Source organism: Streptomyces sp. NBC_01237 (assembly GCF_035917275.1).
Lineage (GTDB): Bacteria > Actinomycetota > Actinomycetes > Streptomycetales > Streptomycetaceae > Streptomyces.
The window spans coordinates 3,387,064-3,401,075 of sequence record NZ_CP108508.1 but is presented as its reverse complement, the minus strand read 5'-3'; the positions used below and the strand labels follow the sequence as shown (position 1 = coordinate 3,401,075).

General features: G+C 70.9%; 9 protein-coding genes and 1 pseudogene. 4 read left to right on the top strand and 6 right to left on the bottom strand.

What is annotated here, in order from left to right:
- Positions 1 to 104 precede the first annotated feature (104 nt).
- Positions 105 to 1,127, top strand: a complete 1,023-nt coding sequence (locus tag OG251_RS14890; protein ID WP_326677626.1) for a glycosyltransferase family 2 protein — start codon at positions 105 to 107, stop codon at positions 1,125 to 1,127.
- Positions 1,128 to 1,308: 181 nt separating this feature from the next.
- Here the strand turns inward: OG251_RS14890 and OG251_RS14885 are convergent, their stop codons facing one another.
- The 4 genes from OG251_RS14885 to OG251_RS14870 form a co-directional block, all read right to left on the bottom strand.
- Positions 1,309 to 3,051 carry an LCP family protein gene (locus OG251_RS14885; RefSeq protein ID WP_442818333.1) on the bottom strand — a complete coding sequence of 581 codons (1,743 nt, stop codon included), beginning with the start codon at positions 3,049 to 3,051 and terminating at the stop codon, positions 1,309 to 1,311.
- 48 nt (positions 3,052 to 3,099) lie between these two features.
- Positions 3,100 to 4,887, bottom strand: coding sequence for an LCP family glycopolymer transferase (locus tag OG251_RS14880; RefSeq protein WP_326677625.1), 1,788 nt, complete (start codon positions 4,885 to 4,887; stop codon positions 3,100 to 3,102).
- Positions 4,888 to 5,110: 223 nt separating this feature from the next.
- Positions 5,111 to 6,565 (bottom strand): LCP family protein, encoded by a 1,455-nt coding sequence (locus OG251_RS14875; RefSeq protein ID WP_326677624.1) that lies wholly within the window; start codon positions 6,563 to 6,565, stop codon positions 5,111 to 5,113.
- Between the two features lie 175 nt (positions 6,566 to 6,740).
- Positions 6,741 to 7,493 carry a TIGR03089 family protein gene (locus tag OG251_RS14870; protein ID WP_326677623.1) on the bottom strand — a complete coding sequence of 251 codons (753 nt, stop codon included), beginning with the start codon at positions 7,491 to 7,493 and terminating at the stop codon, positions 6,741 to 6,743.
- A gap of 138 nt (positions 7,494 to 7,631) precedes the next feature.
- On the opposite strand from OG251_RS14870, the gene OG251_RS14865 reads away from it, so the two are divergent.
- The 3 genes and pseudogenes from OG251_RS14865 to OG251_RS14855 all read left to right on the top strand — a co-directional run bounded on the left by OG251_RS14865 (position 7,632) and on the right by OG251_RS14855 (position 11,188).
- Complete coding sequence (locus tag OG251_RS14865; RefSeq protein ID WP_326677622.1) at positions 7,632 to 8,939, top strand: peptidoglycan recognition protein family protein; 1,308 nt, start codon at positions 7,632 to 7,634, stop codon at positions 8,937 to 8,939.
- Between the two features lie 81 nt (positions 8,940 to 9,020).
- Positions 9,021 to 10,113: pseudogene (locus OG251_RS14860) on the top strand (NDP-sugar synthase).
- Positions 10,114 to 10,174: 61 nt separating this feature from the next.
- Entirely contained in the window at positions 10,175 to 11,188 is a 1,014-nt protein-coding gene (locus OG251_RS14855) for a DNA-3-methyladenine glycosylase family protein (protein WP_326677621.1), read from the top strand.
- Positions 11,189 to 11,729: 541 nt separating this feature from the next.
- Here OG251_RS14855 and OG251_RS14850 read toward each other — a convergent pair.
- Entirely contained in the window at positions 11,730 to 13,052 is a 1,323-nt protein-coding gene (locus tag OG251_RS14850) for a coenzyme F420-0:L-glutamate ligase (protein ID WP_326677620.1), read from the bottom strand.
- Positions 13,049 to 14,005: a 2-phospho-L-lactate transferase gene (gene cofD / locus OG251_RS14845; protein ID WP_326677619.1), complete on the bottom strand. Its 957-nt coding sequence runs from the start codon at positions 14,003 to 14,005 to the stop codon at positions 13,049 to 13,051. Before cofD ends, OG251_RS14850 begins: the two co-directional genes overlap by 4 nt.
- Positions 14,006 to 14,012 lie beyond the last annotated feature (7 nt).

The window sequence follows — 14,012 nt, the reverse complement described above, 5'->3', positions numbered from 1 at the left end:
TGGGGGCACGCCGCTATCCCCCATTCGCGGTAACGTGGCGGCCGAATAACGACGCCTCCCGGGGTGCGGAACCCCTGGCGCCCCCAGGACCACCCGAGGACCACATGCCTGCCGCGCAGCACCCCGCCGTCTCCGTGATCATGCCGGTACTCAACGAGGAACGCCATCTCAGGAACGCGATCCGGCACATCCTGGAGCAGGAGTACGCCGGTGAGATGGAGGTCGTGATCGCACTCGGCCCCTCCACGGACCGCACCGACGAGATCGCCGCGGAACTCGTCGCGGAGGACCCCCGGGTCCACACCGTCCCCAACCCCACCGGCCGCACCCCCGCCGCCCTCAACGCCGCGATCAAGGCCTCCAGCCACCCCGTCGTGGTGCGGGTCGACGGGCACGGGATGCTCTCGCCGAACTACATCGCGACCGCGGTCCGGCTGCTGGAGGAGACCGGGGCGCAGAACGTCGGCGGCATCATGCACGCCGAGGGCGAGAACGCCTGGGAGGACGCCGTCGCCGCCGCGATGACCTCGAAGATCGGCGTCGGCAACGCGGCCTTCCACACGGGCGGCCAGGCGGGTCCGGCCGAGACGGTGTACCTGGGCGTCTTCCGCCGCGAGGCCCTGGAGCGGGCGGACGGCTACAACGTGGAGTTCATCCGCGCCCAGGACTGGGAGCTGAACTTCCGTATCCGCGAGGCGGGCGGCCTGATCTGGTTCTCGCCCGAGCTGAAGGTCCAGTACCGCCCGCGCCCCTCCATCAAGGCGCTCGCCAAGCAGTACAAGGACTACGGCCGTTGGCGCCACGTCGTCGCCCGCTACCACGCGGGCTCGATCAACCTGCGCTACCTGGCCCCGCCGACGGCCGTCTGCGCCATCGCGGCGGGCATCGTGGTGGGCGCCGCCGTCACCCCGTGGGCCTTCGTCGTCCCGGCCGGCTATGTGGCGGCCATCGTCGCCGGGTCGCTGCCCGCCGGGAAGGGGCTGTCGCTGAAGGGCCGCGCGCAGATCCCGCTCGCGCTGGCCACCATGCACATGTCCTGGGGCTACGGCTTCCTCACCAGCCCGCGCTCCCTGGCGAGGAAGGTCATCGCCAGCCGCCGCCCGGCGGCACCCCGGCAGACGGTCTGATCCGGCGCGCGCACGGCCGGCCCGCGGCGCGCCCCGGGCAGGTCCGGCGGACGTCGTCACCGTCGACGAGATCCGCCGGACCTCTTCACGCTGACGAGGTCCGCCGGACCTCTTCACGCTGACGACGGGAGGGGCCCCACCGTGATCGGTGGGGCCCCTCCCGTCGTTCCGTTCCGGCCGGTCAGGACCAGGTGTAGTTCGGGTTGACCTTCATGCACGCCTCTTCCTCGCCGTTGAGCGCCTCGGCCGAGTCCGGGGTCTTCTCCTGACCCTTGGGCGCGGGGTAGGCCCCGCCCTCCCGCCAGTCGGCTCCCACCGCCAGTGAGATGCCCGAGACATCGGTCGACTTCTTCACCAGCGAGACCGGGATGCCGAGCGCCTTGGCGACCGCCTGCGCGTCACCCTCCATATCGGCGCTCGGGTACAGGATTCCGGTCCGCGCGGCGCCGGTCACGTTCTGCGTGTCGACCGTGGTCTTCGCGAAGCCCGCGTCCTTGAGCTGCTTCTGCACCGCACCGGCGCGCCCCCCGGCCGGGCCGAGGGTGTCGGTGCGGGTCGCGTTGCGCACGCTCACCGCGATCTCGCCGACCGGTGCGGACGGGTCCTTGGTGACGGTCGCCTTGCGCTTGGACGCCTTGCCGTCGAGCGGGATGTCCTCGCGCACCATCCGGAACAGCTGCTCGGCGTCGCCCGCCTTGGGGAACACCCGGCCCTTGAGCGTGCCCGTGCCGTACACGTTCGGCATGGTCGACATGGTGATGCGCTTGGTCGGGACCTTCTTGAGCTCCTCGGCCAGGTCGTAGAGCTTCTTGACCGTGTCGAGGCCCTTGTCGACCGTCAGCGCGTCCGTGGCGGCCTCGGCGAGGTTCATCAGCTTCGCGGGGTCGGTCAGCTTGGTGCCCTTGCGCAGCTGGCGGACCATCGAATTCATGTACTGGTGCTGGGCCTTGGCGCGGCCGAGGTCGGTGTTGTCCTCGAAGCCGTACCGGGTGCGCAGCCACTGGAGCGCCTGCTCGCCCTTGATGGGCGTGGTGCCCTTCTCCAGCTTCAGCCCGGAGCCCTTGCCGTCCCTGGAGCGCGATTCGATGTTGGCGTCGACACAGACCGGGACGCCGCCGATCGCGTCGGCCATCGAGACCACACCCGCGAAGTCGATCATCATGAAGTGGTCGATCGTGATGCCGGTGAGCTCGTACCAGGTGGCCACCGTGCAGCCGGGGCCGCCGCGGCCCAGACTCTCGTTGGTCTGTACGTTCCCGGTGCTGGCCGGATACACCTTGTCCGTCTTGGGATCGGTGCACTTGGGCATCTTCAGCATCGTGTCGCGCGGCATGCTGACGACCGAGAGGTTGCTGCGGTCCGCCGAGAGATGGAGCAGCATCTGCACATCCGCGAGCGGGCGACCGCCGAAGGTCTCCTTCGCGCCGCCCAGCTTCTGGTTCTCCTTGGAGTCCCGCGCGTCGGAACCGATGAGCAGGACGTTCAGCGGGGTCTGACCGGCGGCGTTGGCCTTGTGATCGGCCATCTTCTTGTCGCCGAGCGTCAGGTCCTCTTTCTTGATGTTGCTGTTGAGGTGCTCGTAGTAGAGGTAACCGGCGCCACCGGTACCGAGTATCAGCAGCGCGAGCACGGACGCGACCCAGCGCATTATGCGCCGTTTGCCGCCTTTGGCCGCGCGTCGGCTACGGCGGTTGGGGCCTCCGTGGCGGTGCCCGCTCTCGGGCGTGCCGGAATCCCCGCCCCCGCCGGAATCCCCGCTCCCGCCGGGCCGCTCGCCTCCGCCGGTGCCCCGGCTCCTGCCGCCGCTCCTGTTCCCCCTACCGTTCTCGCCGTCCTCCTCGTAGAGACTCTCGTCCCAGCCGAGTTGATCGGCGTGCCGGACGCGTGGTCGCGTCCCCTCCCCGGGTGTGCTGCTGCGTCCCACCGGACCCCCCTGCTGCTCAGACTCCTGCTGTAGCGCGGTGACCCGGTGTCACTTGGCGCATTCCGCCTTGTCGGCGCTTGCTCTCTGGATATCGGCCGGCGCCTTCGCCGGCCCGGTGATGGGCTTGCCCGCACCCTCGAAGTCCGCCCCCAGGGTCAGCACCATCGCCTGCAGTCCTTCGGCGTCGGTGGTGCCCTTCTTGAGGGCCGAGGCGGGCAGCCCCATCATCTCGGCGAGCGCTCGCGCCTGGTCGGCCTGGTTGGGCGCGTACGCGAGCGTCGTCTTGTCGATCTTGGCCGGGGCGTTGGCCTTGTTGGTGGACTTCAGTACGCCCTTGTCGTTCTGGAGCCAGGTCACCGTGGAGCCCGCGGCCCCGGGGATGTTGCCGCCGTTGAGGACATCCACGCGTACGTCGGCCGCGTCGGCCTTCGGGCCCTTGAGGAGCTTCGCCTGCTTGCTCTTGGCCGCCTTCTTCTGCTTGTTGACCTCGGTGAGCGAGGTGTCCGAGCGCATCATCGCGAACAGCGCCTCGGCCTTCTCGGGCGCCGGTACGACGGTGATCGGGGTCGGCTCGGCCGGGTTGTCGATCACCGGCATGGTCACGAAGGTGATGTTCTTGGTGTCGACCTTGCCGATCTCCTGGGCGAGGCTCGTCAGCTTCTTCACGCTGCCGATACCGGAGTCGACCGTGAGCGCCTTGGTGGCCGCGTCCGCCAGCTTGTACAGCTTCGGGGCACTGGTCAGGGTGTCGTCCGACTTCATCTGCCGGATCATCGAGCCGAGGAACTGCTGCTGCACCTTGATCCGGTCGAGGTCGCTCTCGTTGCCGAAGCTGTGCCGGGTGCGCAGCAGGGCGAGTGCCTTCTCGCCCTGGACGGTCGACTCGCCCTTGGGAAGTTTGAGGTGCGACTTCGGGTCGTCGATCGGCTTGGCCATGCAGACCTTGACGCCGCCGACCGCGGTGGACAGCTCCTTGACGGCGTTGAAGTCGACCATCATGAAGTGGTCGACCTGTATGCCGGTGATCTGCTTGACCGTCCGCATGGTGCAGCCGGGGTCGCGCCCCGCCTGGCCCAGGCTGGTGTTGAAACGGTCGTTCGCGGTGCCCGGGATGACCTTGGTCGAGCCGTCCTTCTGCTTCGTCTCGCAGTCGGGGATCTCGATCATCAGGTCGCGCGGGATGCTCATCGCCGTCGCGTTGGTGCGGTCCTCGGAGACGTGGAAGAGGATGTTGGTGTCGGCGTGGCCGGTGCTGCCCTTGTCGCCGTACCCCTCGTTGCCCTTGCCGGTGCGCTTGTCGGTGCCGATGATCAGGATGTTCATCGGCCCTTCGGCGATGACGTTCTTGCTGCCCGCGTCACCCACGTCGACCGTGTTGAGGTTGCCGTTGAAGTGCTGGTAGAGGGCGTACGCACCGGCCGAGCCAGCGACGACGACGAACGCCATCACCCCGCCCGTCCACAGCAGCGCCTTCTTCCTGCGGGCCTTGGGGGGCTTGCGCTTGCGGCGGCCGGCGCCCGCCGCGGCGGTCTCCTGGCCGCGGCCGCCCTGCGACGAACGGCGGCTGCGCTGTCCCGGCACCTCGCGGCGCGGAGCGTCCGCCGGTTCGGTGCCGTCGCCCGTGCGCTGCCCCTGACGCCCGGACCCGTCGCGCGAGGCGCTCCGGGCGGGCCCGTCCTTGCGGCCCGGTCCGCGGGGTCCCGCCACTCGCGGCGCACCGGACGACTCCCCTGCGGATTGATCCAGTCGCAGTTCGTAGTTGCCGGTGTGCGGGTTCAGTACCCACTGGTCTGCGGGGTCGATATCGTCCGCCCGCCCACGGCTTTGCGCATCCACGGTTGCTTGGGTCCTCCGTCGGTGCCACGCGAGGCGCCTCCCCCGACAAGGCGCTCGTTCTTTCGCTCCAGCAGTGCACGACCTGATGGCCGGTAGCACCGGATCGCGTCACACTATCCGCCCGGTTCGGAGTCGAGCGACGTGCGTGACACATTCCACGCTGCTTACAACTGGGCATTCTTCCCATTATGCGTCGATTGCCCTGTATGACTTGGGAATTGCTTTACTGCTTACACAGGTCGTCGGCCGCGCTCGAACCCGAATACGTGGGCTCGGGGGTCGGAGTTCCGGAGCCGGGATCGTCCGGTTTCCCGTCGGAAGTGCCCCCGTCGGTGCCCTTGTCGGCGTCCTTGTCCTTGAGTTCGCCGGCCGGGACCACGGTGACCGGCTGGTCCTCCCGGAGTTGCTTGAACAGCCTGCTCGCGTCCGGTTCGACGAGTTCGTCCCGGTTGATGTTCTGGCTGTACGGCTGCCGGGGCACCGTCAGGAACTGCACCTTGTCGGTCGGTACGTTGCGCATCCCACGGACCAGGTCGTACAGGTCCCGCAGTGAGTCCAGCCCCGGGTCCGTCGTCAGCGACTTGGTCGCCGCGTCCAGCACCGGGTACAGCCGGGTCGGGTTGAGCAGGACGCCGTTGCTCTGCATCTTGTTGACCAGGGCACCCAGGAATCTCTGCTGGCGGTCCATCCGCTCGGTGTCGCTGCCGTTGCCGATGGACTTGCGGGCGCGTACGTATCCGAGCGCCTCCTCGCCGTCGAGCTTCTGCCGGCCCGCGGGGAGCTTGAGATGCGCGTCGGCATCGTCGATCGGCTCCTTGAGGCAGATCTCGACGCCGTTCACCGCGTCGACCATGTCCTTGAAACCGTTGAAGTCGACGACCATGTGATGGTCGACGCGAATGCCGGTCATCCGCTCGATGGTGCGGATCGTGCACGCCGTCCCGCCGAGCTCGAAGGCCGAGTTGAACTGGGCGAACTGTTCCCTGGTGTGCTGCTTGTCCGCGGTGCGGCAGCTCGGGATGTCCGCCATCAGGTCGCGTGGGACGGACATGGCGGTGGCGCTCTTCCGGTCCGCCGCGAGGTGCAGCAGGATCGTGGTGTCGGAGCGCTGGCTGCCGCCGTCGTCTCGGCCGTACTCGCGGTTGTCGCCGGACCTGCTGTCGGAGCCGATGAGCAGGATGTTGAGGGCGTCCTGCGCGACCGGGGTGGGCCGTTCCTTCTCGTACGCCTTGAGCTCGGCGGCGACGCTCGTATCGGTTCTGATGTTGCCGTCGAGCTTCTTGTACAGCCACCAGCCGACGCCCGCGGCGATCAGGACGAGGAACGAGGCGGCGAGGGCGGTCCAACGGAGCCAGTGGCTCCTGTGCTGGGCGGCGATGCCGTCCTTGGGCCGGTCGGCCCAGGTCTGCACCCCGTCGGCGGCGCCGGCGCCGGGGCTGGGGCTGGGGTCCGCGTCGGGACCGGTGTCCCCCGCGCCCTCGGCCGCCCCGCCCGCCTCGTCCGTCCCGTCGGCCCCGCCCGCCTTGTCCGTCCCGCCCGCCTTGTCCGTCCCGTTCTGTGCGGCGGCGTCCCGGGAGTCTTCCTGCGACCCGCCCCGCGACCCGTCCTGCGGCTTGTTCTCTGCCGGGGGCTCCGGGTCGGCCGGCGTGCCAGCGCTGTCGGTCACGTCTGCGTCCATCCTTCACGTTCGGCGGCGCGATAGGCCGCCGGTCGCAGGAGTAGACGGCTGAACCTCACGCTTGGTTGTGCATCCGGGGAGAGTGGTCTGCACCGCCGATCATGTACCTGAGTGGATGCCCAATCCGGGGGACTCGGCCCGCTGTGGGCCGGACGAGTGACACTCAGGGTGCTTGTCATACTGCGGTGTTGGTCACCCGCTCGCTCTCCACACGCTTGGCCAGACCGTCCTCGCCGAGCTGTCCGAGGTGTCGGCACAGGACCACGGAGCCTCCGGCGGCCAGCGGCGCGAAGAGCCCGGCACTTAGCCCCTCCCAGCTGTCGTAGGTACGCCCCGTGAGCAGCCGCGATCCGGGTACGAGCCCCAGAGCGGCGGCGTCCTCGCGCGCCTTGGCGACGAGTTGCGCCCCCGTCAGCTCGACCCCGCCCACGGCGAGCGCGGGCGCGTCCGGGTCCACCGGCGCGAACGGAGCGAAGCGGTCGCCCTGGGCGGGTACGTCCACCGCGTAGTCCATGAAGCCCTCGGGCGGCTGCGGGAACCGCCCGCCGAGCGGGCGCAGCGCCAGCGCGACCCGTTCGCCGCGGCAGGCGCGGGCGCGCTCCAGCGTGTCCGGGCCGCTGACGACGAGGTCGGCCGAGGCCGGGTCGCCCTGCACATCGGCGACCACCCCGACCGAGGAGCAGGCGAGCAGCCAGACCGCGGACTGCCAGTGCGCGGGAAGCAGCAGGGCGAGCCGGTCACCGGGTTCCGCGGCCAGGTCGCCCTGCAGCAGATTGGCGGTCTTGGCCACCCAATTGGCGAAGGTGGCCACCGACAGTTCGACGCGTTCTCCGGTGGCGTCGTCGTAGAAAGTGACCAGTGGGCGGGCCGGGTCCGAGGCGAGTGCGGATCGCAGCAGGTCGGCGGGGGTACGGTCGCTGGCGTTCATCCGCGCAAGGTTACGCGGCGGCGGTGGGCGGGAGCGGTGCGACGAGCGTTCGCGTACACCGGTTCGGCAGACGGGTCATCACATCAGGGGGTATGTCCCGGTAGCCATAGTTGTACGTATATGGCCAGGATCATCCGTATGCGCACTCTTCTCGCCACCTCGATCGGCGTCACCTGTGCGGCGGCGCTCACCCTGCCGCTCGCCGTACCCGCGTCCTCCACGTCCACTTCCGCCACTTTCTCCTCGGCCCGTGCACCCGCCTCCGTCGAGCCCGCCGCCGAACTGCCGGGTTCGACGCAGTCGCTGCCCCTGTCCCCGCTCGCCCCCGCGAGCACCCGGGCCACCGGAGCACCCACGACCGGCGCCGCGCAGGGGCTGCCCCGACGCGACGCACGGCCCTTCTCCCTGGTCGGAGTGGTCTGGGACGACGCCGACGCCGAACTGCACGGCACGGTCCAGATCCGCACCCGTGCCACCGGCACCACGACCTGGTCCGGCTGGCAGGACATCGAGACGCACAACACCGAGCACGCCGCCGACGAGGGCAGCGCCGAGCGCGAAGCGGGCAAGGTCCGTGGCTCGACCGCCCCGCTCTGGGTCGGCGACTCGGACGGCGTCGAGGTGCGGGTGAACCAGGAGCCCGCCGACCCGCGGAACCGGGCGGCCACCTCCGTGGCACTCCCCGGGGGCCTGCGCCTCGAACTCGTCGACCCCGGCGCGGACCCGCGGCAGCCCGTCGCGGGACGCGCCCGCTCGGCCGCCCGGACGGCGTCGGTGATCCCCGCCCTGACCCAGGAGGACTCGGCGCGGGAAGCGGTCGTCGCGGCAGGCGCGAAGCCGTACATCGGCCCGCGGCCGCGCATCATCACGCGCAAGGGCTGGGGCGCGAACGAGAAGCTCCGCGAGCGCCGGTTCGTGTACACCAAGAAGGTCAAGGCCGCCTTCGTGCACCACAGCGCCACCGGCAACAACTACCGCTGCTCCCAGGCGCCCGCCGTCCTGCGCAGCATCTACCGCTACCACGTCAAGAGCAGCGGCTGGCGCGACTTCGGCTACAACTTCGCCGTCGACAAGTGCGGAAACATCTACGAGGGGCGCGCCGGGGGCGTGACCAAGGCCGTCCTCGGGGCGCACACGCTCGGGTTCAACACCAACAGCATGGGGGTCGTGGTCCTCGGCACCTTCACCTCCAAGAACCCGCCCGCCGCCGCGGTGAACTCCATCGCCAAACTCACCGCCTGGAAGCTCGGACTGTTCGGAGCGAACCCCAAGGGCAAGACCACGCTGGTCTCCGGAGGCAGCAATAAGTACAAGAAGGGCAAGAAGGTCAAACTCAACGTCATCTCCGGCCATCGGGACGGATTCGCAACCGAATGCCCTGGAAAGCGTCTCTACAAGAAGCTCGGCACGGCACGGACCACCTCCGCACGTCTGCAGGGCCGCTGACCGGGGGGTGATCCGACCCGGTCTGCATACACTGGCCAGCCGAAACCGGGCCAGGCCCCAGCAGGAAGCAGAGACGGTGCTGTGACAGAGGCAAAAGAAGCGATTCTTCTGGTCGGTGGCAAGGGCACCAGGCTGCGGCCGCTCACGGTGCACACCCCGAAGCCGATGGTTCCGGCGGCGGGCGTCCCGTTCCTCACGCACCAACTGGCACGGGCCCGAGCGGCCGGAGTCGAGCACATCGTGCTCGCGACGTCCTACTTGGCGGAGGTCTTCGAACCGTACTTCGGCGACGGTTCCGCGCTCGGCCTCCACATCGAGTACGTCACCGAGCGCGAACCGCTGGGGACCGGCGGCGCCATCCGCAATGTGGCGTCCCGGCTCACCTCGGGCCCCGACGACCCGGTCCTCATCTTCAACGGCGACATCCTGACGGGGCTCGACATCCGGGCCCTGGTCACCGCGCACGCGACCTCCGGGGCGGATGTCTCCCTCCACCTCACCCGGGTCGAGGACCCGCGCGCCTTCGGCCTCGTACCGACCGACGCTACCGGCAGGGTGACGGCCTTCCTGGAGAAGCCGCAGACCCCCGAAGAGATCGTCACCGACCAGGTCAACGCGGGCGCGTACATCTTCCGCAGGTCGGTCATCGACACCATCCCGGCCGGCCGCCCGGTCTCCGTGGAGCGCGAGACCTTCCCCCGGACTGCTCGCCTCCGGCGCGCACCTCCAGGGCATGGTCGACTCCACGTACTGGCTGGATCTCGGCACCCCGCAGGCGTTCGTACGCGGCTCCGCCGACCTGGTGCTCGGCCGCGCCCCGTCCCCGGCCGTCCCCGGCCGTTGCGGCGACCGCCTCGTCCTGCCCACCGCCTCCGTGGCCCCCGACGCCAAACTCACCGGCGGTACGGTCATCGGCGACGGCGCCCTGATCGGAGGGGGCGCCCGCATCGACGGCTCCACGATCCTGTCCGGAGCGGTCGTGGAAGCCGGCGCGGTCATCACCGACTCCCTGGTCGGCGCCGGTGCCCGGATCGGCAGCCGTACGGTGCTGGCGGGCGCGGTGATCGGCGACGGAGCCCAGGTGGGTGCCGACAACGAGCTGCGCGACGGGGTGCGGATCTGGTGCGGGGCGGTCCTCCCGGACGCGTCGGTGCGCTTCTCGTCGGACCAGTGACCCGGTCCCGGCCGTACCCTCGATAAGCACCCCCACCCACCCAGCACCGAGGGCCTCACCCGTGGCAGGACGTTTCGCCCCCCGCACCGCGCGACCGGCTGTGCGGCATCAGGCTGCCCCGGCGGCGACCGCGGCTCCGTCCGCCCCGGCCGGGCGGACGGAACAGGCGCTGACCAGGGAGTGGACCCCGCCGGGCCCCCTGGACCTGCGGCTGGTCCTGGGCCCCCTGCGCCGGGGCCCCGCCGACCCCACGTTCCGTATGGTCGCGGACGGTACGTTCTGGCGGGCCACCCGCACACCCGCGGGCCCCGGCACGCTCCGTGTCGCGGCGCGCGACGGCCGGATCGAGGCGGCCGCCTGGGGTGCGGGCGCGGACTGGCTCCTGGACCAGCTCCCCGTCCTCCTCGGCGCGACGGACGACCCGGACGCCTTCGTCCCGCGCCACCGGCTGCTCGCCGTGACCCGGCACCGCCGCCCCGGCCTGCGGCTGCTGCGGACGGGCCTGGTCCTGGAATCCCTGATCCCGTCGATCCTGGAGCAGAAGGTCACCACGGACGAGGCGTACCGCGCCTGGCGCCTCCTGGTCCGCCGGCACGGGACCCCGGCGCCCGGCCCCGCCACGGACCTGGACCTCCATGTGATGCCGGACCCGCGCACCTGGTCGCTGATCCCGTCCTGGGAATGGCACCGGGCGGGCGTCGACAACAAGCGCTCGGCGACGATCCTGCGCGCGGTCCGGGTGGCCCGCCGCTTGGAGGAGGCGGCGGGAATGGAACTGCCCGAGGCGAAGACCCGCCTGGAACTGATCCCCGGCATCGGCCCCTGGACCTCCGCCGAAACCCTTCAGCGCTCGAACGGTTCCCCCGACGCGGTCACCGTGGGCGACCTCCACCTCCCGGGCATCGTCGGCCACGCCCTGGCGGACAACAGAGACGCCGACGACGACGCCATGCTGACCCTGCTCACCCCCTACGAGGGCCAACGCCACCGAGCGACCCGCCTGATCCTGCTCTCGGGCCACACCCCGAAACGACGCGCCCCCCGCATGACCCCACGCAACATCGCCCACCTGTAGCCGCCCCCCTGAGCCGCAACGGACGGGCTTCTTCAACCCGCTGTCAGCACCCTGCTCAGCCGCAACGGACCCACTTTTCCCCAGCCCGTTGCCAGCAACCTCTGAGCCGCAACGGACGGGCTTCTTCAGCCCGCTGTCAGCACCCTGCTCAGCCGTAACGGACCGACTTTTCCCCAGCCCGTTGCCAGCAACCTCTGAGCCGCAACGGACGGGCTTCTTCAGCCCGTCCGCCCCACTGCTCAACCGCCCGCCGACGCGCTCTTCTCAGCCCGCCCGGCGCTTGAGGGCATCTTTTTCAGCCCCTCCGGCGATTGAGGAGCGGGGCCGGGGGCGGAGCCCCGATTCCAGCCCGCCCGGCGCTTGAGGCAGAGCGTGACCCGGCCGGGGGCGGAGACCTGATTCCAGCCCGCCCGGCGCTTGAGGGCACAGCATCACCGGGGCCCGGGGCAGCGCCCCGGTTTCGGGAAGGGGCGGGTAGGGGACCAGCCCGCGCAGCGGCACCCCCGGCACCCCCCCGGCACCCCCACCGCCCCCGCCAGACTCACCGCACGGCAACAAACCCCTCCACGTCCCGAACCCCCCGCTCCCGCGCCGCCCCCGCCGGACGCCCCACCGCCACCGCTCCCAACGGATCCCAGGACTCCGGCAGCTCCAGCACCTCCCGCACCACATCCCGGCAGAACATCGTCGAGGACACCCACGCCGAGCCGAGCCGCTCACCCGCCAGCGCCACCAGGAAGTTCTGTACGCCCGCTCCCGCGGCGACCACGAACATCTCGCGCTCCGCCGTGTCCCGGCGCTCGTCCCCGTACGTGTGGGAGCCGTCCATCACCAGGCACGGCACCGCCAGATACGGCGCGTTGCGCAGGACGTCGCCCCGCCGCACCCGCTTCGCGATCGACTCCTCGCTCCTGCCGTCGCGCCGCAGATCCGCGATCCACGCGTCCCGCATCGCGTCGAGCAGCCGGGTCCGCGACTCGGGCGACTCCAGCAGGACGAAACGCCACGGCGTCGTATGGTGCGGCGCCGGAGCCGTCACCGCCGCGGCCACGGCACGCCGTACCGCCCCCGGATCCACCGGATCGTCCGTGAACTCGCGCACCGTACGCCGCAGGCCCACCGCCTCGCGCACCGCCTCCGACGTCCCGAGCCGGAACATGTCGTCGGCCGCGCCCCGCACCATGGCGCGGGCCCCCGGATCCGCGTCACCGGACCCGCCCACCACGTGCGGCAGCCCCCGCACCACCGCGACGGGCAGCCCCGCCGCCTTGCCCTTGACCAGGTCACCGGCCGCGGCCAGCTCGTCCGCGGTCGCGACGACCGTGGCGCTGAGGGGATTGCCGTACGCGTCCGTCCCGCCCCGCAGATCGTCCAGCACCCGTACCCCGGCCGCCCCGATCGCGACATCGGTCAGTCCGGTGCGCCAGGGCCGTCCGAAGGTGTCCGTGACGACGACCCCGATCTCCACCCCGAGCGTGTCCCGCAGCCCGTCCCGGATCGCCCGCGCCGAGGCGTCGGGGTCCTCGGGCAGCAGCAGGACGGTTCCGGCGGGCGTGTTCGAGGCATCGACCCCGGCGGCGGCCATGACCAGCCCCTGCCGGTTCTCCACGATCCGCAGCGTGCCGCGCCGCGCCACCACCCGTACCGTCTCGGCGTCGATCGCCGCTTCCCGGTCCGCGGCCTCGACGATGCGGCCCTCCGCCTTGGAGACGATCTTCGAGGTGACGAGCAGGACATCGCCGTCCACCAGCCCCGGTTCCACGGCGGCGATCAGCTTCGCGAGGTCGTCCCCCGCCCGCACCTCGGGCATTCCGGGCAGCGCCCACACCCGGAAGGAGGGCGCGCCGGCGCCGGTCCCGCTCATGCCCGTACCTCCTCGGCCAGCGCCAGCGCCTGGCGGGCCATCTCGGCCGTCGCGTCCACGTCCGTCATCATCAGCGGCACCGCACGGCAGCGGATCCCCGCCGCCTCGACCTCGTCGACCGCCCCGGCGTCCACCGTGTCGACCAGCCAGCCGTCCAGCAGCCCCGAACCGTAGTGCCGGGCCACCGCCGCGGCCGTCGACTCGACGCCCACCGCGGCCAGCACCTTGTCCGCCATTCCCCGCACGGGAGCGTCCCCGACGATGGGGGAGAGGCCGACGACCGGCACTCCGGCCTCGGCGATCGCTTCCCGGATCCCGGGCACCGCCAGGATCGTCCCCACCGACACCACCGGGTTGGACGGCGGGAAGACGATGACATCGGCGGAAGCGATGGCCTCCAGCACGCCGGGCGCCGGCTTGGCCTGGTCCGCGCCGACCGGCACGATCGCCTGCGCCTCCACCGAGGCGCGCAGCTTGACCCAGTACTCCTGGAAGTGGATCGCCTTGGTCTCGCCGTCCACGTCGACCGCCACATGTGTCTCGACCCGGTCGTCGGACATCGGCAGCAGCCGGACCCCCGGCTGCCAGCGGGCGCAGAGCGCCTCGGTGACCGCGCTCAGCGGATAACCCGCGCCCAGCATCTGCGTACGGACGATATGGGTCGCGAAGTCACGGTCGCCGAGCCCGAACCATTCGGGTCCCACGCCGTACGCCGCGAGCTCCTCCTTGACGTGGAAGCTCTCGTCGGTACGCCCCCAGCCCTGCTCCTCGTTGATGCCACCGCCGAGGGTGTACATGACGGTGTCGAGGTCGGGACATACCTTCAGCCCGAACAGATGGATGTCATCACCCGTGTTGCCGATCACCGTGATGTCCGCGTCGGGCGCGGCCTGCTTGAGGCCACGCAGAAAACGAGCACCACCGATACCACCGGCCAGAACCACAATGCGCATGTAGGGC

Coding starts and splice junctions, on each gene's coding strand:
- OG251_RS14890 (WP_326677626.1), top strand. CDS start 105: ATGCCTGCCGCGCAGCACCCCGCCGTCTCCGTGATCATGCCGGTACTC.
- OG251_RS14875 (WP_326677624.1), bottom strand. CDS start 6,565: ATGGACGCAGACGTGACCGACAGCGCTGGCACGCCGGCCGACCCGGAG.
- OG251_RS14870 (WP_326677623.1), bottom strand. CDS start 7,493: ATGAACGCCAGCGACCGTACCCCCGCCGACCTGCTGCGATCCGCACTC.
- OG251_RS14865 (WP_326677622.1), top strand. CDS start 7,632: ATGCGCACTCTTCTCGCCACCTCGATCGGCGTCACCTGTGCGGCGGCG.
- OG251_RS14850 (WP_326677620.1), bottom strand. CDS start 13,052: ATGAGCGGGACCGGCGCCGGCGCGCCCTCCTTCCGGGTGTGGGCGCTG.
- cofD (WP_326677619.1), bottom strand. CDS start 14,005: ATGCGCATTGTGGTTCTGGCCGGTGGTATCGGTGGTGCTCGTTTTCTG.